Raw genomic sequence first — 19615 nt, 5'->3', positions numbered from 1 at the left:
TGACAAAAACCTGCTATCTTGAGCTTTTGGTGTATCCTATACCCCTTCAAAACAATGGCTCACGCCTACTATGCAAGAGCACTCTAGTGGCGTCAAGACTGACGCCAAACCCCATCGGTCACTGTTTGAACGCCTGACCGCACTGATTTCCCCCGAGCCAGAGAACCGCGCGGAACTGCTCGAAGTTCTGCACGACGCCCACGAACGCAACCTGATCGACGCCGACGCCTTGTCGATGATCGAAGGCGTGTTCCAGGTCTCCGACTTGTCCGCCCGTGACATCATGATTCCCCGCTCGCAGATGGATGTCATCGACATCTCCAAGCCGATCGAGGAATGGATGCCCGCGGTGCTGGCGACCGCCCACTCGCGCTTCCCCGCCATCGAGGGCGAGCGCGACAAGGTGATCGGCATCCTGCTGGCCAAGGACCTGCTGCGCTACTACGCCGAAGAGTCCTTCGACGTGCGCGACATGCTGCGCCCCGCCATCTTCATCCCCGAGTCCAAACGCCTGAACGTGCTGCTGCGGGATTTCCGCGCCAACCACAACCACATGGCCATCGTGGTCGACGAGTACAGCGGCGTGGCCGGCCTGATCACCATCGAGGACGTGCTCGAACAGATCGTCGGCGACATCGAGGACGAATACGACTTCGACGAGGAAGAGGACAACATCCTCTCGATCAAGGAAGGCGTGCACGGACCGCGCTGGCGCATCAAGGCGCTGACCGAGATCGAGCAGTTCAACGAGGAACTCGACACCTCGCTGCCCGACGACGACGTCGACACCATCGGCGGCCTGGTCGCCAAGCACCTGGCGCGCATGCCGCACAAGGGCGACATCTTCGACTACCAGGGCATGCGCTTTGAAGTCTTGCGCGCCGACGCCCGCCAGATCCACGTGCTGCTGGTGGAAAAACTGCCGGCCGCGCCCGACGCCGGCGACACGCAATAATGCGCTTTCGCCGCGCCAATCCGAACGATCCGCCAAAGCCGCAACGCAGCACCAAAGGTCGGATGGTCATCACCATGCTGGCCGGCGCGATCTGCGTGTTCGCCTTCGCGCCGTTCGGCTGGTGGCCGCTCGAGATCCTCGGCCTGGCGACCCTGTTCTACCAGGTGCTGCGCAGCGCCGACGTCAAAAGCGCGGGGCTGATCGGCTGGGCCTTCGGCTTCGGCTGGACCGCCGCCGGCACCCACTGGCTGTACGTGTCGCTGCACGATTACGGCGCCATGGCCGCGCCGATCGCGGTCGCCGCCGTGCTGCTGCTGGCCTGGGGCATGGGTTTCTACGTGGCGCTGGCGATGGGCGGCGCGGCCTGGCTGCGCAAGCGCTGGTCGCTGCCGCTGCCGGCCGCCAACCTGCTGGTGCTGCCGGCCATGTGGGCGCTGTTCGAATGGGTGCGCGCCTGGCTGTTCACCGGCTTCCCGTGGATGTCGTCCGGCTACGCCCACAACCACAGTCCGCTGGCCGGCTACGCGCCGGTGATCGGCGTCTACGGCCTCGGATGGCTGGCGGCCGTCATCGCCGGCGCCCTTCTGCTGCTGCTGCACCGCACCCGCATCAAGGCGGCGGTGCTGATCGTCGCCATCTGCGCCGTCGGCGTCGGTCTGACCTACCTGCAATGGACCTACCCGGAGGGCAAACCGATCTCGGTGCGCCTGCTGCAAGGGAACATCCCGCAAAGCGAAAAATTCGACGGCGCCCGCGTGATCGAGACGATGAAGCTGTACCACGACGCCATCACCGCCGCGCCGGCCGACTTGATCGCCACGCCGGAGACGGCCATCGTCATGCTGCCGAGGCAACTGCCCTCGGACTACCTGCCCGGCATCGCCCAGTTCCTGACCAGGACCAACAGCAACCTGATACTCGGCATCCCGATGGCCGACAGCCAGACCGCCTATTTCAACAGCGTGATCGGCCTGACGCCGCGCCAGGGCAGCAGCTACTACCGCTACGACAAGCACCACCTGGTGCCGTTCGGCGAGTTCATTCCGCTCGGCTTCCGCTGGTTCGTCAACCTGATGTCGATCCCGCTCGGCGACCAGACCAGCGGCGCCGACATCCAGCCGGCCTTCCCGATCAAGGACCAGCGCGTGCTGCCCAACATCTGCTACGAGGACTTGTTCGGCGAGGAGATCGCCGCGCAATTGAACCATCCGGCGCAGGGCCAGAAGCCGGCGACGATGCTGCTCAACGTCTCGAATCTGGCCTGGTTCGGCGACACCATCGCCATTCCGCAGCATTTACAGATCTCGCAAATGCGCACCCTGGAGACGGGCCGGCCGATGCTGCGGGCGACCAATACCGGCGCCACCGCCATCATCGACGGCCATGGCGTGATCCTGCACCAGTTGAAGGTCAACACCTTCGGCACCCTGGCCGCCAACGTCCAGGGCATGGCGGGCAGCACCCCCTTCGTCATCTGGGGGAACAAGCTGTTTCTGCTGCTGGCGGCGCTGGCGTTGGGTGGCGCCTGGTTTTGGGCGCGGCGCGCAAAAAACCCGGCCAAAGCCGCTTAATCTCTACAGGCTCCGGGCAAAACCCGCTAAAATTGCCCCTTTAGCATAACCGCAACCGCGCGTCCCTCGCCCCGCGAGGCGCGCCATCGACCACACAAGATGCTGACATTTCAACAAATCATTCTGACCTTGCAAACCTACTGGGACAAGCAAGGCTGCGCCCTGCTCCAGCCCTACGACATGGAAGTCGGCGCCGGCACCTTCCACACCGGGACCTTCCTGCGCGCGATCGGGCCGGAGCCATGGCGCGCCGCCTACGTGCAGCCGTCGCGCCGCCCGAAGGACGGCCGCTACGGCGAGAACCCGAACCGCGGCCAGCACTACTACCAGTACCAGGTGGTGATGAAGCCGGCGCCTGAAAACATCCTCGACCTGTATCTCGGTTCGCTGGAGGCGTTGGGCCTGGACCTGAAACAGAATGACGTGCGCTTCGTCGAAGACGACTGGGAGTCGCCAACCCTGGGCGCCTGGGGCCTCGGCTGGGAAGTGTGGCTGAACGGGATGGAGGTGACGCAGTTCACCTACTTCCAGCAGGTCGGCGGCCTCGATTGCAAGCCGGTGCTGGGCGAGATCACCTATGGCATCGAGCGCCTGGCGATGTACCTGCAGGGCGTCGAGAACATGTACGACCTGGTGTGGACCACCTGGGAAGAGAACGGGGTAGTGAAAACGCTGAAATACGGCGACGTGTTCCACCAAAACGAGGTCGAACAATCGGCCTACAACTTCGAGCACTCGAACGCCGAACTGCTGTTCGCCCAATTCAACAACCACGAATCGGAAGCCAAGCGCCTGATCGAAGCGCAACTGACGTTGCCGGCCTATGAGCAGATCATGAAAGCGTCGCACAGCTTCAACCTGCTGGACGCGCGCGGCGCCATCTCGGTGACCGAACGCGCCGCCTACATCGGCCGCGTGCGCGCCCTGTCGCGCCTTGTGGCGCAGGCCTACTACGATTCGCGCGAGCGCCTGGGCTTCCCGATGGCCCCCGCCTCGGCGACCGCTGCTGCTGAACAAACTGTATAAATAATATGACCCAGACCCTCCTCATCGAACTGCTGACCGAAGAACTGCCGCCGAAGGCGCTCGCCAAACTGGGCGCGGCCTTCGCCGCCGGCATCGTCAGCGGCCTGAAAGCGCGCGACTTCCTCGAAGCCGACAGCGTCGCCACCTCGTTCGCCTCGCCGCGCCGCCTGGCCGTCTCCATCACCAAGGTGCGCGCCACCTCGCCGGACAAGTCGATCCGCGAAAAAGTGCTGCCGGTGTCGGTCGCGCTGGACGCGGCCGGCAACGGCACGCCGCCGCTGGCCAAGAAACTGGCCGCGCTGGGCTTCCCCAACCTGACCGTGGCCGACCTGGAACGCGCGCAGGACGGCAAGGCAGAAAGCTTCTTTTACACCTACACGGCGGCCGGCAGCGCGCTGCAATCGGGCCTGCAGGCGGCGCTGGAGGAATCGGTCGCCAAGCTGCCTATCCCTAAAGTGATGAGCTACCAGCGTCCGGACGGCGCCACCGTGCAATTCGTGCGTCCGGCCCACAGCCTGATCGCGCTGCATGGTTCGACCGTGCTGCCACTGACCCTGCTGGGACTGACCGCGTCGAACGTCACCGAAGGCCACCGCTTCCTGACCGCGCCGGGCCAACGCGCGGTCACCGTCGCCGACGCCGACAGCTACGCCGAGACCCTGAAATCCCAAGGCAAGGTGCTGGCCGGCGTCGAACAGCGCAAGGAACAGATCCGCGCCGAACTGCTGGCCAAGGCCGGCGCCGACCAGGTGCTGATGCCCGAGGCGCTGCTCGACGAAGTGACCGCGCTGGTCGAATGGCCGGTGGTCTACGAGTGCCACTTCGAGGAGGAGTTCCTGGCCGTGCCGCAGGAATGCCTGATCCTGACCATGCAGACCAACCAGAAATACTTCGCGCTGACGGACGCCGACGGCAAGCTGCGTTCGCGCTTCCTGATCGTCTCCAACATCGCCACCGACACGCCGGCGGCCATCATCGGCGGCAACGAGCGCGTGGTGCGTCCGCGCCTGTCGGACGCCAAGTTCTTCTTCGAGCAGGACAAGAAGAAGACCCTGGAATCGCGCCTGCCGCTGCTCAAGAACGTGGTCTACCACAACAAACTGGGCACCCAGGCCGAGCGCAGCGAGCGTGTCAGCGCGCTGGCCGGCTTCGTCGCCACGCAAATCGGCGGCGACTCCGCGCTGGCCACCCGCGCCGCCAAGCTGTCCAAGGCCGACCTGCTGACCGACATGGTCGGCGAGTTCCCCGAGCTGCAAGGCATCATGGGCACCTACTATGCCCGCAACGACGGCGAACCGGAAGACGTGGCGCTGGCCGCCTCCGAGCACTACCAGCCGCGCTTCGCCGGCGACGCGCTGCCGTCGACCGTCACCGGCACCGCCGTGGCGCTGGCCGACAAGCTCGAAACTCTGGTCGGCATCTGGTCGATCGGCCTGCAGCCGACCGGCGACAAGGACCCGTTCGCGCTGCGCCGCCACGCGCTGGGCGTGTTGCGCATGCTGATCGAAAAACGCCTGATGCTGTCGATCCGCGGCCTGCTCGATTCGGCCGCGCAGCAGTTCACCGGCATCGCCGGCTTCAAGGACCCGGTCATCGAAGTCACCGCCTTCATGCTGGACCGCCTGCGCGGCATCCTGCGCGAGCGCGGCTTCTCGCCGAACGAGATCGAAGCGGTGGTGGCCCAGAACCCGGACCGCCTGGACGACATCGTGCAGCGCCTGGAGGCCGTCAAGGCCTTCGCCGCGCTGCCGGAAGCGGCCTCGCTGGCCGCCGCCAACAAGCGCATCACCAACATCCTGAAGAAGAACGAGGAAGCGCTGGCCGCCGCCGGCACCAGCGCCGTCGACCCGGCGCTGCTGCAGGACGAAGCCGAGAAGAACCTGGCCGCCGCCGTCACCCGCGTGCAGCCGGACATCGACGCCGCCTTCATCCGGGGCGATTTCAGCGACGCGCTCAAAACCCTGGCGCAGCTGCGCGACGAAGTCGACGCCTTCTTCAACGACGTCATGGTCATGGCCGAAGACGTCGCCCTGCGCAACAACCGTCTGGCACTGCTGTCATCGCTGCATGGCATGATGAACCGCGTGGCCGACATTTCGAAGCTGGCGGCCTAAATGGGTACGCCGTCCATGAAACTGATCATCCTCGATCGCGACGGCGTCATCAACCATGATTCGCCGGATTTCATCAAGTCGCCGGCCGAGTGGATCCCCATCCCCGGCTCGCTCGAAGCGATCGCCCGCCTGAACCAGGCCGGCTATCGCGTGGTGATCGCGTCGAACCAGTCGGGCATCGCGCGCGAGTTCTTCGACATGACGACCTTGAACGCGATCCACGCCAAGATGCACAATCTGGCGCAGCAGGTCGGCGCCGACATCGACGCCGTGTTCTTCTGCCCCCACGCGGCGGCCGACAACTGCGATTGCCGCAAGCCGAAACCGGGCATGTTCAACGAGATCTCGCAGCGCTACAAGGTCAGCCTCAAAGGCGTGCCGGTGGTGGGCGACTCGCTGCGCGACCTGCAGGCCGGCTATGTCACCGGCTGCGTGCCCTACCTGGTCCTGACCGGCAAGGGCGAGAAAACCCGGGAAACCGGCGGCCTGCCGCCGGGCACCCTGGTGTTCCCCGACCTGGCGGCGATGGTGGGCCACCTGCTCAAAACCAGCGTGCCGCCGGCGCTGCACGTCGTTAGCTAACAAGTATTTGGAGTCTGCATTGGGTCATCCCGTATTGTTTTTGCGTTCCCTGATATTCACCATCATCATGGTGATATCGACCGTCGTCTGGGCGCTGGTGTGCTTCCTGGCCGCCCCGCTGCCGTATAACAAGCGCTTCTGGGTCACCGCCCGCTGGAACGTGTTCATCGTCTGGTGCGCCAAGGTTATCTGCGGCATCCGCTACGAAATCAAGGGCGCCGAGAATTTCCCGGACGCGCCGGCGGTGGTGCTGTCGAAACACCAGTCGGCGTGGGAAACCATCTTCCTGCTGCCTAACCTGCCACGCCCGTTGGTGTTCGTCTTCAAGAAGGAAATCCTCTACATTCCGTTCTTCGGCTGGGCGATGGCGCTGCTGCGCATGATCCCGATCGACCGCAAACAAGGCAAGAACGCGTTCAAGCACGTGGTCCGCCACGGCAAGCGCCGGCTCGCCGACGGCCAATGGATTATCATGTTCCCCGAGGGGACGCGGATTCCTGTCGGCCAGGCCGGCAAGTACAAAAGCGGCGGCACGCGCCTCGCCATCGAGACCGGCGCCGTGGTGGTGCCGATCGCGCACAACTCCGGCGAGTGCTGGCCAAAAAACTCTTTCATCAAACGGCCCGGCCTTGTTACAGTATCGATAGGTAAGCCAATTTCGCCGGAGGGACAAACTCCCGACGGCATGATGCAACAGGTGGAAACTTGGATAGAATCAGAAATGCGCGTCATTTCGCCCCACGCCTACAACGCTGGCTAGACGACCTGGCCACGTTGGTGAAGCCGGCGTCGCCGCAAGACGACGCCAGCCAACTCGACCTGTTCGCGCGGGAGGCGCAGGCGCAGGGTTTGCCGTCCTCCACCAAGCCGGTTTACACATCGCCGGTTTGGTCGGTTCCTCCTTCCTCCAGCAAGCCTCCTCCGATTTCCCCGTATATCGCACCACCCGTACCGCCGCCCGCCACGGCGGTCCCGGTCAAGCCGCGCGTGGCGCCACCGCCGTCCGAACAACCGCCGACGGCCAAGCGCCAGCTGATGGTCGGTGAATTCATCCTCGAATATGAACTGCGGCGCTCGACGCGCCGCTCGATCGGCTTCATGATCGACGACGACGGCCTGCGCGTGACGGCGCCCAAGCGCATCAGCATCGCCGAAATCGACAACGCCATCCGCACCAAGCAGCACTGGATACTGAGCAAACTCAAAGAACGGCGCGAGCGCCGCGCCGCGCGGCTGCAAAAACCGCCGGTGGAGTGGATCGACGGCGCGCAGATTCCGTATCTGGGCGCCGACATCACCCTGCGGCTGCTGGTGGGCGGGCGCAATCGCACCAGCTACAATCCCGCCACGCGCGAGTTGTCGATGGTGCTGGTGCCCGGCGCGACCGAGACGCTGCTCAAGGAGCGCGTCAAGTCCTGGTACCAGCAAGAGGCCAAGGTGCTGTTCGAGCAGCGCCTGGACCTGTACGCGGGGCGCCTCGGCGTCAGCTACCACTCGTTCGGCCTGTCGTCGGCCGGCACCCGCTGGGGCTCGTGCACGGTCGACCGCAAGATCCGCCTGAACTGGAAACTGATCCACTTCTCGCTGCCATTGATCGACTACGTGGTCGCCCACGAATTGGCGCACACCTTGGAAATGAACCACAGCGCCGACTTCTGGAACACCGTCGGCCGCATCTACCCCGAGTACGACGAAGCGAAGAACCTGCTGCGCAAACGGGCGCAGGAATTGCCTGTGCTGTTTTCCTGAAATAACTCTATTTCGCTTTCTTCTGCGCCCATCTGTCATCTTATTGATGAGTTCGCCGCAACGGTAACTATCATATTGCATCGCACAATAAAATTGCCGTACGGAACTAAGTGTGATATTTTGTCTTATGTTTGGCTCAATTAGGGCTTAATAAAACGGCAAATACTGTCACTAAACGGGGGGTTATATGGTCAAGGTAAGTGCAACCAAAAAGATGGGTTTGGTACTGGGTGGCGGTGCGCCAAATTCACCATTGATAGCGGGAGCGCTTGCGGCATTCCTCGACCAGGAGGTTGAGTTCGACGTGATTTCCGCCTCGGGCGCGGGCGTGCTGATGGGGCTGCTCTACACGGCGCCGCTGGAAGGCTCGCCGCGCGAGGCGCTCAAGCGCTGGGCCGACACCGGCGTGGCCGACACCATCTATAAAATGATGCCGGTCAATTACAAGATTTTCCACAAGCCGGGCAAGGAAGCGGACGCCTTCCGCGGCGTGTTCTCGCCGCAGGTCGGCAACCCGGTGTTCCCGAGGCTGCCAAATGTCATGGGCGGTTCGGTGCCATGGGCCGACTGGACCCAGCTGATGATGTCGACGATGTCGCCGTCGAACCTGTCGTCGAAAAGCCTCGGTTTGTGCGCCCACGCGCCATTCCTGGAAGGCTCGATCGACTTCTCGGCGATCCCGAAGATGAAGCCGGAGTTCTACATCAACGCCTACAACCTGAACCAGCACAGCATGAAGATCTGGGACAAGCGCGAGATCCAGGCCGAGCACGTGCGCGCCGCGCTGTCGTTCCCGTTCCTGTACGCGCCGACCACGATCGACGGCGAGGAGTATATCGAAGGCGCGGCGCTGGAGACGTTGAATTTCGACCCGTTCATCGAGGGCAAGGGCGAGCACGCCGATACGGAGGTGCTGGTGGTGCTCGACATCCTGGGCGACGAACGCCTGCTGCGCAAGCCGCGCGACCTGTACGACGCGTGGGTGGGTTCGATGATCACGCCGCTGGTCAACATCTCGAAGCAGCAGCTGCGTTTGTTCGAGCTGGAGCACAACACCGACCACAAGACGGGCGAGCCGAAGCGCCACATGCTCAAGCTGGAACTGATGGCCGCCGTGCCGGACCAGCACATCCCGTACACGATGGACTGGTCGACGTCGAATATGCAGTTGTTGTTCGACGTCGGCTACAAGGCGGCGACGCGTTTCTGCCGTCAAAACGCGGACGTGCTGCGCTTCGCGGACGAGACGGTAATGGTGGGTTAAGGAGCCAGTTGCAGTCCAGTGCTCGCATTCCTTGCTTAGATTCAATCGGATCGGGGTGTGGCACCGGCCGGTCTACAATGATCCGACAACCATTGTGGAGGCGATCATGAGCGAGAACACACCCATCAACCCAGGCGACGAAGCGGCCCCCGGCACGCCCGGCACCGGCGACGACGTCTGCCCGATCTGCCACGGCACCGGCCGCATCCTCGACGAAGACGACACCGTCCCGTGCGACAACTGCGGCGGCACCGGCATCATTACCGAGGGCGTCGGCGGCGGCTAGCGCCGCCCGAGGTGCGCCAATCAGCGCTTGATGAGCGGCGCCAACAGCGCCAGGGTGCGGCGGGTGGCGCCGCGATACTGATTGGCGAACGCCAGCGCGCCCCGCCCCATCGCGCCGCGCGACTCGTCGTCGCGCAACAGGCGCGCGGCGGCGGTCACCAGCTCGGCCGCGTCGGCCACGCGCCGCGCGCCGCCGGCGGCCAGCGCATCCTCGGTCGACTCGGCGAAATTGAAGGTATGCGGCCCGATCAGCACCGGCTTGCCCAGGGCCGCCGGCTCGATCAAATTCTGTCCGCCCAGCGGCAACAGGCTGCCGCCGACAAACGTGCAGTCGCACGCCGCGTAATAGGCGAACATTTCGCCCATCGAATCGCCCAGCAGCACGTCGATATACGCTGGAATGGAACCTTCGGCGGCGCCGTCCAGCGCCAGCCCGCTGCGCCTTTGAACATTCAACCCCGCCTCGCCAACCATCCTGGCGACTTCGTCGAAGCGCTGCGGATGGCGCGGCACGATCAGCAGCAGCACATTGACCGGCAGCTCGGAGCGCGCCTCGCGCACCGCCTGCAGTATCAACGCCTCCTCGCCTTCGCGCGTGCTGGCGAACAGCAGCACCGGACGCGCGCCGATCGCCTTGCGCAGCGCCGCGCCGGTGGCCAGCGCCGCCTCCGGCACCACCACGTCGAACTTGATGCTGCCGGTGACCTCCACCCGCTTGACGCCAAGCGAGCGCACGCGCTGCGCGTCGGCCTCGGTCTGCGCGGCGACCAGCGAGATGCCGTGCGCCGCGTCCAGTATCAGCGAACCGAGACGCCCGGCCTTGCGCAGCGAGCGCTCGGACAGGCGCGCATTGGCCAGCACCACCGGCACGCCGCGCGCGCCGCAGGTGGCGATCAGATTCGGCCAGACCTCGGTCTCCATCAAAATGCAGACCGCCGGTTTGAAATGCTTGATGAAGCGCCCCACCATGGTGCCGGTGTCATACGGCAGGTAGGACTGCGCCAGCCGCGCGCCATGTTTGGCGAACAGCGACTTGCCGGTGGCGCGCCCGGTCGGCGTCATGTGGGTCAGGACGATGCGGCCGGTCGGATACTCGGCCAGCAGCGCGTCGATCAAGGGCTCGGCCGCGCGGGTTTCGCCGACGGACACCGCGTGCACCCACAGCACCGGCGTGGCGCTCGAAGAAGCGGAAGCGGCGCCGTAAAACCCCAGCCGCTCGCCCCAGTGCCCGCGATAGCCCGGCTCCTTGCGGCCGCGCAGCCACAAGCGCGCCAGCACCAGCGGCAAGGCCAGCCACCACATCACAGAATAGAAAATACGCATGAAGCTCAGCCCAGCAAACTCCTGGCCGCAGCCAGTACTTCGGACACGGAAGGCGGCGCGCCCCGATCGCCCAGATTGATGATGCGCGGCGACCAGTTGCCCTCGGTCTTCCAGCGCGGCGAATCGGCGTAGATTTCCACCGTCGGGCGCACAAAGGCGGCGGCGATGTGCGTCAGGCCGGTATCGACGCCGATCACCAGGCCCGCGTGGCGCGCCAGCAGCATGGCGTCGGCCATCGACAGCTTGGGCAGCACGCGCGCGTTCGGCAGATTGGCCGCCAGATGCTCGGCCTCGGCCAGCTCCTTCGGCGAACCCCAGGGCAGCAGGATGGGCATCGGCGCCAGTTCGCGCCCCAGGGCGATCCAGTTCTCCGGCGCCCACTTCTTCGGATCGCGCGCGGTGCCGTGGAAGTACACCACGTAAGGCTCGGCCGGCATCCACGCCGGACGCGGCTCGCTGGCCGACACCTCCGGCAGGCCGAAATCGGCCGGCGTATCGACCTGGTAGCCCAGCGCGGCGGCGGCCACCAGGCGGCCGCGTGCCACCGCGTGCGTGCGCGGGTCGGTTGGAATACTCAGGTTATGGAAGATGCGGGAGACGCCCTCGTAGCCCGAGCCCTCGCTGCCGTTGGCCAGGCCGACCTTGCGGCCGCCCTTGACCACCCGCGCGGCGCCCATGATGATGCCGGTCTTGAGCAGCCCCTGGGTGTCGAACACATAGTCGTAGCGCTGCTGGCGCAGGGTGCGGAAGAATGCCTTGATCTCGGCCCTGGTCTCCGGCTTGCCCAGGCTTTTGCGCCAGCGCCGCAGCGCGAACGGAATGATGGTCCGCACGCGGGCGTTGAGCCGCACCAGGCTGACGTAACCCTCCTCCACCACCCAATCGATGTTCGCGTCGGGGAAGCGGCGGGCGATGTCGGCCACCATCGGCAGGTTGTGCAGCACGTCCCCCAGCGAGGACACGCGCACCAGCAGGATGTTCAACGGCTTGCCATCGCCCGCTAGAGAGGACATCGCTTAGAAAGGCAGTTCCGCGTCCGGCTTGGCGGCCAGGATCACGCGCTTGAACTGGCCCTGGATGCGCGCCAGCGCTTCCGGCGTTTCCGCCTCGAAGCGCATCACGATCACCGGGGTGGTGTTGGACGAACGCGCCAGGCCGAAGCCGTCTTCGTATTCCACGCGCAGGCCGTCGATGGTGATGATTTGCACATTGCCCGGGAATTCCGCATCCGCGCGCAGCTTGTCCATGACGATGACGTTCTCACCTTCGCCCAGGTGCAGGTGCAGCTCGGGGGTGCTGTCCGACTGCGGCAGGGAATTGAGCAGCGCCGACGGATCGGCTTCGCGGGTCAGGATTTCCAGCAGGCGCGCGCCCGAGTACAGGCCGTCGTCGAAACCGTACCAGCGGTCCTTGAAGAAGATATGGCCGCTCATTTCGCCGCCCAGCGGAGCGCCGGTTTCGCGCAGCTTGGCCTTGACCAGCGAATGGCCGGTCTTGTACATCAGCGGCACGCCGCCGTGCTTGGCGATGTAAGGCGCCAGGTGGCGCGTGCATTTGACGTCGTACAGTATCTGTTCACCCGGATGGCGGGTCAGCACGTCGGCCGCGAACAGCATCATCTGGCGGTCGGGATAAATGATCTGGCCATCCTTGGTCACCACGCCCAGGCGGTCGCCGTCGCCGTCGAAGGCGATGCCGATTTCGGCGTCGGTCTCTTGCAGCGCGCGGATCAGGTCCTGCAGGTTTTCAGGGTGCGCCGGGTCGGGATGGTGGTTGGGGAAATTGCCGTCCACTTCGCAGAACAGCTCGACCACTTCGCAGCCCATGCCGCGATACAGGTCGCCGGCGAAGGCGCCGGCCACGCCGTTGCCGCAGTCGACGGCGATCTTGATCGGACGCGCCAGTTTGACGTCGCCGATGATGCGCTCGAGGTACTGGGCGCGGATGTCATGGGTGCTGTAGGCGCCCTTTTTCGGGGCCGACGAGCCGTCGTGGTCGACGATGCGCTGGTACAGCGAGGTGATGGCCTCGCCGTGGATCGCTTCGCCGGCCAGCACCATCTTGAAGCCGTTGTAGTCCGGCGGATTGTGGCTGCCGGTGACCATGATGCCCGACGCCGCGCCCAACACATTGGTGCCGAAATAGACCATCGGCGTGGCCACCACGCCCAGATCGATGACGTCGACGCCGGCCAGGCGCAAGCCCTCGGCAAGCGCCGCCGACAGCGACGGGCCGGACAGGCGGCCGTCGCGGCCGATCACCACCTTGGTCTCGCCCTTGTCCAGCGCGGCCTGGCCGAACGCCTGCCCGATCGAAAGCGCCACGCCCGCATCCAGGGTTTTATCGATGATGCCGCGAATGTCGTAAGCTTTGAAGATCGTTTTGGATAAGGAGACCATAGTGGATGTTGGATGTGCGTGCCAAGGCGATGCAGTACGGAGCGGACTGCCTTGCCGTGGACGCGGATTAGAGGAAAAAGTAGGTGCCGCCCGCGTGTGGCAGGCGCAACGTCATAGTGTAAGTGCGATGCCAGCGGCAAGGCAAGCCCCGCCGGCCCATCGCCGGGGGAAAAACGCTTAAACCTTCAGGCCGGCGATGTCTTTACCGGCGTCCAGCCATTCCTTGACCCATTTCGGCTGGCGGCCGCGGCCGGTCCACTGCTGGGATTCGTCGGCCGGATTGCGGTAGCGCGGCGCCACCGAGCCGGTTTTCCTGCCGCTGCGGGCGGTGGCGGCGCCGCCGACCAGATCCTTGAGCGGCACGCCGACGCTTTGAGCGATGGCCAATATTTGTTCGCGGGCTTTGGCCAGATCCTGGCCCTCGCGCTGTTTCAATTCGCGTTTCACTTGTTCTTGTAGATTACGCAAATCGGCGGAAGACATATTCGACAGGTCCATTGGGCTTTCCTTTAAAGTAATGACAATATAAAAGCGCTGCGCAAATATATTACATCAATCCGGAAAAATCACAATTTCTTATGGCGTATCATCCAGCGCGGTGCCTTAAAGCGAACAATGCGCACATAAATCCAGATGTAACTGCTGATAAACAAAATGCAGAACACCATTAATACCCAGGTATGACGCCAGAATACCGTGGCCGGTATCACCGCCATCAGCGAAAACATCCATAAATACGGGGAGGTCAGCGAATTGCGGCGGATCAGCGCGCGTGCTTCCTTGCGGCCGACCGCCCATTGCACGATACGGCGGAAGATCAGGCTATGCAGATGGATACCGTCGGGCATGGCCGGAGACTTGCCTCGGACAAACATTCGTCGATAAACGGAAAACAAGGTTTCAAACGTCGGATATATTAATAACAACGCGGCGTACCAAGTAGAAACTTGTGGATTGCGCATTACCAGCAACAACGCCAACTCGCCCAACATAAAGCCGATGAAATAAGCGCCGCCGTCGCCCAGGAATATCATACCGACCGGATAATTCCAGATCAGGAAACCGGCGGTGGCGCCCGCCACCATCAGCGCGGCGATCAGCACGAACATATCGTTGACCTGTAACGCGACATAGCCGAGCGAGAGCAGCATGCAAATACAGACCACGCTGGCCAGGCCGTTAAAACCATCGATGATATTGACCGCGTTGGCCACGCCGGCCACCGCCAATACCGTCAGCGGCAGCGTGATCCACACATATTGAATAGGCCAGGCGGCGAAGGGGAAATCGATGCGGTCGATGCGGGCGTCGAGCAGCAGGTAGCCCAGCGCGGCGGCGGCCATGGTCAGCAACAAGCGGCGCGTGGCGCTGACGCGGCCCGTGTAATCCTCGACGATGCCGCCGACGAAGGCAATCGAGGCGCAGGCCAGCAGCGAAAACAGCCAGTTGCCCATCGCCGGCACGCGCCAAATCGAAATGGCGGAACTGAGCGCGACCGACAGGAAGATCGACAAGCCGCCTATCCGGGCGACCTGGTGCGCATGCACTTTCTGGACGCCGAGGAAGTCCGAATCCAGCGCCGGCCCGTGCAATCGTGATTCTTTTATGACCAGCAGGGTGAGGAGCGCGGAAGCGACAAAGCTCAGTAAAAAGGAAAACATATTTTATCTATACAAAATTACCGGATGCGCTTGGGACAGCCTTGGTCCGCCGGGTTATCAGCACGCTAACCCGCGATTGTACCGGATTGGCCGCGGCAATCCTGAATTGATAACGGGGGAATCGCCTCCCCGTCAAACATTGGCCGCGTTTGCAACGGCGGGAGCAATAAAGGGGCGGACAGGCAGGTTTTTGACGATGCGCCGGCATCATAACAGCAGAAAATTGGTCGGGCGTAAATGCTTACCAATCGATACAAATGGCGGCCACGCTCAATCCATGCAAAGGCGCAGCGCGTCTTTCCATTGCGGCAAATGGCAAAAGCGCGTCATCAGCAGTTCCGACGACATCACCGAGTATTGCGGCCGTTTGGCCGGGGTCGGATACTCGGCGCTGGTGATCGGCAGCACGCGGCATTCCAGCCCGGCCGCCTCGACGATCGCCTGGGTGAACTCGAACCAGGTGGTGCGGCCCTGCGCGCTCAAATGATAGACGCCGCTGTTGCGCGCCCACCAGTCGTCGCCGCCCGCGCGCGCCTGCGCCAGCACCTGCGCCGAGGTGTCGGCGATGGTGCGGCTCCAGGTCGGCGCGCCGTGCTGGTCGGCCACCACGCGCAGCTCGTCGCGCTCCCGGGCCAGGCGCAGCATGGTTAGCAGGAAGTTCTTGCCGCGCATGCCATACACCCAGCTGGTGCGGAAGATCAGGTGCGGAATGCCGGCCTCGATGATGGCTTGCTCGCCGGCCAGCTTGCTGGCGCCGTAGACGTTGAGCGGCCCGGTGGCGTCGCCCTCCACCCGCGCCGAGGGGTCGCTGCCGTCGAACACGTAATCGGTCGAGTAATGCACCATGGCCGCGCCCAGCAGCCTGGCTTCGCGCGCCATCACGCCCGGCGCCTCGGCGTTGACCCGGTGGGCCAGCGCCGGCTCGCTCTCGGCCTTGTCGACCGCCGTGTAGGCGGCCGGATTGACGATCAGCCCCGGCCTGACCTGGCGGATCACGTCGCGCACCTGGTCGAGATCGGACAGATCCATGACCTGCCGGTCCACCGCCACCACCTCGCCCACGCCCTGCAGGCTGCGCGCCAGTTCGTAGCCAACCTGGCCGGTGCTGCCCGTCAGCAAAATCTTCACGCGAACACCTCGGCGGCGGCCAGCGGCAGCGCGGCCTGGTCCTTGTGCGACAGCGTCGGCGTCACGTCCAGCGGCCAGACTATGCCGATGGCCGGGTCGTTCCACAGGATGGCGCGCTCGTGCTCGGGCGCCCAGTAGTCGGTGGTTTTATAGAGGAACTCGGCGTGCTCGCTGGTGACCACGAAGCCGTGCGCGAAGCCGGCCGGTATCCACATCTGGCGCATGTTTTCCGCGCTCAGTTCGACGCCATACCACTGGCCGAACGTCGGCGAGCCCTTGCGGATGTCGACCGCCACGTCGTATACCGCTCCCGCGGTCACGCGCACCAGCTTGCCCTGCGGCTGCTGGATCTGGTAATGCAGGCCGCGCAGCACGCCCCGGCGCGAGCGCGAGTGGTTGTCCTGCACGAAACTGGCGGCCACCCCGGTGGCCTCGGCGAACTGGCGCGCGTTGTAGCTCTCGTAGAAGAAGCCGCGCTCGTCGCCGAACACGCGCGGCTCGAGCACCAGCAAGCCTTCCAACGGCGTAGTGACGACCTTCATCGTGGCACGACCTTGTCTTCCAGAATCTGCAGCAGATACTGGCCGTAATTGTTCTTCTTGAGCGGCTCGGCCAGCTTGCGCAGCTGGGCCGCATCGATATAGCCCTTGCGATAGGCGATCTCCTCCGGACACGCCACCTTCAAGCCCTGACGCTTCTCGATGGTGGCGATGAACTGGCCCGCCTCCAGCAGCGACTCGTGGGTGCCGGTGTCGAGCCAGGCCATGCCGCGCCCCATCACCTCGACGTTGAGCTGTTGCTTCTCCAGATAGACGCGGTTGACGTCCGTGATCTCCAGCTCGCCGCGCGCCGACGGCTTGATGGCGGCGGCGATGTCGCACACCTGATTATCGTAGAAATACAGGCCGGTGACCGCGTAATTGGATTTGGGCTGCTTGGGCTTTTCCTCGATCGACACGGCCTGGCGCCCGCCGTCGAATTCGACCACGCCGTAACGCTCCGGGTCCTGCACGTGGTAGGCGAACACAGTGGCGCCGTCGGCCTGTTCGCTGGCGTGGTTGAGCAGCGCGTCCAGATCGTTGCCGTAATAGATGTTATCGCCGAGGATCAGCGCCGACGGCGAATCGCCGACGAATTCCTTGCCGATGATGAAGGCCTGCGCCAGGCCGTCCGGCGACGGCTGCACCGCGTAGCTGATGTTGATGCCCCACTGGCTGCCATCGCCCAGCAGGTCGCGGAAGCGCGGCGTGTCCTGCGGCGTCGAGATCAGCAGGATGTCGGTCATGCCGGCGAGCATCAGCACCGTCAGCGGATGGTAGATCATCGGCTTGTCGTAGATCGGCAGCAGCTGTTTCGACACGCTCATCGTCACCGGATACAAGCGGGTGCCGGAGCCGCCGGCCAGGATGATGCCCTTGCGGCGATTGCCGTGTGTGGTGCCCATTATGATTGGCCTTCGCGATTAAAGTAGTTGGTTTCCACCCATTTGGCATAGCCGCCCGACTGCACGTCCTCGACCCAGGCCTGGTTGTCCAGATACCATTGCACGGTCTTGGCGATGCCGGTCTGGAAGGTTTCGGCCGGTTTCCAGCCCAGTTCGCGCTCGAGCTTGCGGGCGTCGATGGCGTAGCGGCGGTCGTGGCCGGGACGGTCCTTGACGTAGGTGATCTGGGCCCGGTAGCTGGCGCCGTCCGCCTTCGGCCGGAGCCGGTCGAGCATGTCGCACAAGGTGTGCACCACGTCCAGGTTGGCCATCTCGTTCCAGCCGCCGACGTTGTAGGTCTCGCCCAGGCGCCCGCCCTCGAGCACGCGGCGGATCGCGGCGCAATGGTCGCTCACGTACAGCCAGTCGCGCACCTGCTGGCCGTCGCCATAGATCGGCAGCGGCTTGCCCGCCTGCGCGTTGGCGATGATCAGCGGGATCAGTTTTTCCGGGAAGTGATACGGACCGTAATTGTTCGAACAGTTGGTCGTCACCGTCGGCAGGCCGTAAGTATGATGGTAGGAACGCACCAGATGGTCGGACGCGGCCTTCGACGCCGAGTACGGGCTGTTCGGCGCGAACGCGGTGGTTTCGCTGAACGGCACGTCGTCCGGGCCGAGCGTGCCGTAGACCTCGTCGGTCGATACGTGCAGGAAGCGGAACGCCGCCTTCTCCTGGTCCGGCAGTGCCGACCAGTAGGCGCGCGCGGCCTCGAGCAGGCTGAAGGTGCCGTTGATGTTGGTGTTGATGAATTCGCCGGGGCCGAGGATGGAGCGGTCGACGTGGCTTTCGGCCGCGAAGTGGACCACGGCGCGCGGCTTGTGCAGCTCGAACAGCGCCAGCACCTGGGCCTGGTCGCAGATGTCGCCGCGCACGAAGATGTGGCGCGGATCGTTCTTCAGCGACGCCAGGTTGTTCAAATTGCCCGCATAGGTCAGCTTGTCATAATTGACAACAGACTCGTCGGACTGCGCCAACCAGTCGAGGACAAAGTTTGAACCGATGAAACCGGCACCACCCGTAACAAAAATCATTTAGTATCCCGCAGCAAAGAGTCAAAACAGTCGTAAGAGTGATTTTATGTGAAACTGCACTGCCCACGGGCAAAAATCAACATTCGCACTCTGATTTCAGGGTAATTCAGATTCCAAAGCAACGAACCAGAGAGCTTCCATATGAAAACCTATGTAATCGGGGATTTACAAGGCTGTCACGAGCAGGCCTTGTCCATGCTCGACCGCATACGCGCGCACGCGGCCGAGGTCGGCGTCGCCGAACCCGCCATCCTGTTCGCGGGCGACCTGATCAACCGTGGCCCGGACTCGCTGGCCACCCTGCGCCATGTGCGCAAACTGTGCATGGCCAGCGGCGGCCTCATCGACAGCGTGCTGGGCAACCACGACCTGCACCTGCTGGCGGTGGCCTACGGCATCCGGCCCGAGCACAAGTCCGACACCCTGGCCGACATCCTGCACGCGCCCGACCGCGACGAGCTGATCGATTGGGTGCGGCGCCGTCCGCTGGCGATTCAGGTACAGGGCCACGTGCTGGTGCACGCCGGCCTGCTGCCGCAATGGAGCGCCGACCAGGCCCTGGCGCTGGCCGGCGAGGTGCAGGAAATGCTGCGCGGCCCGGACGCCAGCTTCGCCGAATTCCTCGCCGAAATGTACGGCAACCTGCCCGATCAATGGTCCGACGACCTGCGCGGCGCCGACCGGCTGCGCTGCATCATCAACGCCATGACGCGGCTGCGCTTTTGCAGCGCCGACGGCGTGATGGATTTCAAGATGAAGGAAAGCGGCACGGCCGACCCGGCGTCAGGCCTGATGCCGTGGTTCGAGGTGCCGGGCCGGCGCACGGCGCGCGACACCGTGGTGTTCGGGCACTGGTCGGCGCTGGGGCTGACGTTGAAGCCCAACCTGATCGGCCTCGACAGTGGCTGCGTGTGGGGCGGGCAGTTGTCGGCCGTGTGCCTGGAGGACCGCAGCGTGCTGCAAGTGCAATGCCCGCAGTTCCAGGAGCCGAGCGTCAAGAAAAAGGCTTAACCGATCTGTGGCCAGGCGGAACGCCGTAAT

Annotated in this window: 19 protein-coding genes; 10 read left to right on the top strand and 9 right to left on the bottom strand. The window is 64.2% G+C overall.

The annotated features are described in order from the left end of the window. Positions 1 to 70 precede the first annotated feature (70 nt). From MRBLMU1_RS05325 to MRBLMU1_RS05285, 9 genes are all read left to right on the top strand, one after another. Positions 71 to 955, top strand: coding sequence for an HlyC/CorC family transporter (locus tag MRBLMU1_RS05325; RefSeq protein WP_363498100.1), 885 nt, complete (start codon positions 71 to 73; stop codon positions 953 to 955). Next, positions 955 to 2526: an apolipoprotein N-acyltransferase gene (gene lnt, locus MRBLMU1_RS05320; RefSeq protein WP_363498097.1), complete on the top strand. Its 1572-nt coding sequence runs from the start codon at positions 955 to 957 to the stop codon at positions 2524 to 2526. Before MRBLMU1_RS05325 ends, lnt begins: the two co-directional genes overlap by 1 nt. Before the next feature lie 99 nt (positions 2527 to 2625). Further along, complete coding sequence (gene glyQ / locus MRBLMU1_RS05315; RefSeq protein WP_363498094.1) at positions 2626 to 3552, top strand: glycine--tRNA ligase subunit alpha; 927 nt, start codon at positions 2626 to 2628, stop codon at positions 3550 to 3552. A gap of 5 nt (positions 3553 to 3557) precedes the next feature. After that, a complete protein-coding gene (gene glyS / locus MRBLMU1_RS05310) occupies positions 3558 to 5666 on the top strand; it encodes a glycine--tRNA ligase subunit beta (RefSeq protein WP_363498091.1) in 2109 nt (702 codons plus the stop codon). A 15-nt stretch (positions 5667 to 5681) separates the two neighbouring features. Next, the gene (gene gmhB, locus MRBLMU1_RS05305) at positions 5682 to 6248 is read left to right on the top strand and encodes a D-glycero-beta-D-manno-heptose 1,7-bisphosphate 7-phosphatase (RefSeq protein ID WP_363498088.1); all 567 of its coding nucleotides are present in this window, start codon (positions 5682 to 5684) and stop codon (positions 6246 to 6248) included. A 67-nt stretch (positions 6249 to 6315) separates the two neighbouring features. Continuing rightward, positions 6316 to 7008 (top strand): lysophospholipid acyltransferase family protein, encoded by a 693-nt coding sequence (locus MRBLMU1_RS05300; RefSeq protein WP_414646029.1) that lies wholly within the window; start codon positions 6316 to 6318, stop codon positions 7006 to 7008. A 17-nt stretch (positions 7009 to 7025) separates the two neighbouring features. Beyond that, a complete protein-coding gene (locus tag MRBLMU1_RS05295) occupies positions 7026 to 7997 on the top strand; it encodes a M48 family metallopeptidase (protein WP_363498082.1) in 972 nt (323 codons plus the stop codon). Between the two features lie 214 nt (positions 7998 to 8211). Next, positions 8212 to 9261 carry a patatin-like phospholipase family protein gene (locus MRBLMU1_RS05290; RefSeq protein ID WP_363498079.1) on the top strand — a complete coding sequence of 350 codons (1050 nt, stop codon included), beginning with the start codon at positions 8212 to 8214 and terminating at the stop codon, positions 9259 to 9261. A 106-nt stretch (positions 9262 to 9367) separates the two neighbouring features. After that, complete coding sequence (locus MRBLMU1_RS05285; RefSeq protein WP_363498076.1) at positions 9368 to 9547, top strand: hypothetical protein; 180 nt, start codon at positions 9368 to 9370, stop codon at positions 9545 to 9547. A gap of 20 nt (positions 9548 to 9567) precedes the next feature. Here the strand turns inward: MRBLMU1_RS05285 and waaA are convergent, their stop codons facing one another. From waaA to rfbB, 9 genes are all read right to left on the bottom strand, one after another. Then, complete coding sequence (gene waaA / locus MRBLMU1_RS05280; RefSeq protein ID WP_363498073.1) at positions 9568 to 10869, bottom strand: lipid IV(A) 3-deoxy-D-manno-octulosonic acid transferase; 1302 nt, start codon at positions 10867 to 10869, stop codon at positions 9568 to 9570. 5 nt (positions 10870 to 10874) lie between these two features. After that, positions 10875 to 11882, bottom strand: coding sequence for a lipopolysaccharide heptosyltransferase I (gene waaC / locus MRBLMU1_RS05275; protein ID WP_363498066.1), 1008 nt, complete (start codon positions 11880 to 11882; stop codon positions 10875 to 10877). 3 nt (positions 11883 to 11885) lie between these two features. After that, positions 11886 to 13268 carry a phosphomannomutase/phosphoglucomutase gene (locus MRBLMU1_RS05270; RefSeq protein WP_363498063.1) on the bottom strand — a complete coding sequence of 461 codons (1383 nt, stop codon included), beginning with the start codon at positions 13266 to 13268 and terminating at the stop codon, positions 11886 to 11888. 177 nt (positions 13269 to 13445) lie between these two features. Further along, entirely contained in the window at positions 13446 to 13766 is a 321-nt protein-coding gene (locus tag MRBLMU1_RS05265) for an H-NS histone family protein (RefSeq protein WP_363498060.1), read from the bottom strand. A 68-nt stretch (positions 13767 to 13834) separates the two neighbouring features. Then, positions 13835 to 14929: a glycosyltransferase family 4 protein gene (locus tag MRBLMU1_RS05260; RefSeq protein WP_363498057.1), complete on the bottom strand. Its 1095-nt coding sequence runs from the start codon at positions 14927 to 14929 to the stop codon at positions 13835 to 13837. 270 nt (positions 14930 to 15199) lie between these two features. After that, positions 15200 to 16057 carry a dTDP-4-dehydrorhamnose reductase gene (gene rfbD / locus MRBLMU1_RS05255; protein WP_363498054.1) on the bottom strand — a complete coding sequence of 286 codons (858 nt, stop codon included), beginning with the start codon at positions 16055 to 16057 and terminating at the stop codon, positions 15200 to 15202. Next, a complete protein-coding gene (gene rfbC, locus MRBLMU1_RS05250; protein ID WP_363498051.1) occupies positions 16054 to 16599 on the bottom strand; it encodes a dTDP-4-dehydrorhamnose 3,5-epimerase in 546 nt (181 codons plus the stop codon). Before rfbC ends, rfbD begins: the two co-directional genes overlap by 4 nt. Continuing rightward, on the bottom strand, positions 16596 to 17501 hold the full coding sequence (gene rfbA, locus MRBLMU1_RS05245; protein ID WP_363498048.1) for a glucose-1-phosphate thymidylyltransferase RfbA: 906 nt from the start codon (positions 17499 to 17501) through the stop codon (positions 16596 to 16598). The genes rfbC and rfbA overlap by 4 nt, the downstream gene beginning before the upstream one ends. Continuing rightward, the gene (rfbB, locus tag MRBLMU1_RS05240; protein WP_363498045.1) at positions 17501 to 18574 is read right to left on the bottom strand and encodes a dTDP-glucose 4,6-dehydratase; all 1074 of its coding nucleotides are present in this window, start codon (positions 18572 to 18574) and stop codon (positions 17501 to 17503) included. The genes rfbA and rfbB overlap by 1 nt, the downstream gene beginning before the upstream one ends. A gap of 141 nt (positions 18575 to 18715) precedes the next feature. Between rfbB and MRBLMU1_RS05235 the strand changes: the two genes are divergently transcribed. Beyond that, on the top strand, positions 18716 to 19585 hold the full coding sequence (locus MRBLMU1_RS05235) for a symmetrical bis(5'-nucleosyl)-tetraphosphatase (protein ID WP_363498042.1): 870 nt from the start codon (positions 18716 to 18718) through the stop codon (positions 19583 to 19585). The last annotated feature ends 30 nt before the right edge of the window (positions 19586 to 19615 follow it).

The sequence above is a fragment of the Burkholderia sp. LMU1-1-1.1 genome, assembly GCF_040675865.1.
Lineage (GTDB): Bacteria > Pseudomonadota > Gammaproteobacteria > Burkholderiales > Burkholderiaceae_D > Rugamonas.
This window is presented reverse-complemented; position numbering and strand designations above follow the sequence as displayed.

Coding starts and splice junctions, on each gene's coding strand:
- MRBLMU1_RS05325 (WP_363498100.1), top strand. CDS start 71: ATGCAAGAGCACTCTAGTGGCGTCAAGACTGACGCCAAACCCCATCGG.
- lnt (WP_363498097.1), top strand. CDS start 955: ATGCGCTTTCGCCGCGCCAATCCGAACGATCCGCCAAAGCCGCAACGC.
- glyQ (WP_363498094.1), top strand. CDS start 2,626: ATGCTGACATTTCAACAAATCATTCTGACCTTGCAAACCTACTGGGAC.
- glyS (WP_363498091.1), top strand. CDS start 3,558: ATGACCCAGACCCTCCTCATCGAACTGCTGACCGAAGAACTGCCGCCG.
- gmhB (WP_363498088.1), top strand. CDS start 5,682: ATGAAACTGATCATCCTCGATCGCGACGGCGTCATCAACCATGATTCG.
- MRBLMU1_RS05300 (WP_414646029.1), top strand. CDS start 6,316: ATGGTGATATCGACCGTCGTCTGGGCGCTGGTGTGCTTCCTGGCCGCC.
- MRBLMU1_RS05290 (WP_363498079.1), top strand. CDS start 8,212: ATGGGTTTGGTACTGGGTGGCGGTGCGCCAAATTCACCATTGATAGCG.
- MRBLMU1_RS05285 (WP_363498076.1), top strand. CDS start 9,368: ATGAGCGAGAACACACCCATCAACCCAGGCGACGAAGCGGCCCCCGGC.
- waaA (WP_363498073.1), bottom strand. CDS start 10,869: ATGCGTATTTTCTATTCTGTGATGTGGTGGCTGGCCTTGCCGCTGGTG.
- waaC (WP_363498066.1), bottom strand. CDS start 11,882: ATGTCCTCTCTAGCGGGCGATGGCAAGCCGTTGAACATCCTGCTGGTG.
- MRBLMU1_RS05270 (WP_363498063.1), bottom strand. CDS start 13,268: ATGGTCTCCTTATCCAAAACGATCTTCAAAGCTTACGACATTCGCGGC.
- MRBLMU1_RS05265 (WP_363498060.1), bottom strand. CDS start 13,766: ATGGACCTGTCGAATATGTCTTCCGCCGATTTGCGTAATCTACAAGAA.
- MRBLMU1_RS05260 (WP_363498057.1), bottom strand. CDS start 14,929: ATGTTTTCCTTTTTACTGAGCTTTGTCGCTTCCGCGCTCCTCACCCTG.
- rfbC (WP_363498051.1), bottom strand. CDS start 16,599: ATGAAGGTCGTCACTACGCCGTTGGAAGGCTTGCTGGTGCTCGAGCCG.
- rfbA (WP_363498048.1), bottom strand. CDS start 17,501: ATGGGCACCACACACGGCAATCGCCGCAAGGGCATCATCCTGGCCGGC.
- rfbB (WP_363498045.1), bottom strand. CDS start 18,574: ATGATTTTTGTTACGGGTGGTGCCGGTTTCATCGGTTCAAACTTTGTC.
- MRBLMU1_RS05235 (WP_363498042.1), top strand. CDS start 18,716: ATGAAAACCTATGTAATCGGGGATTTACAAGGCTGTCACGAGCAGGCC.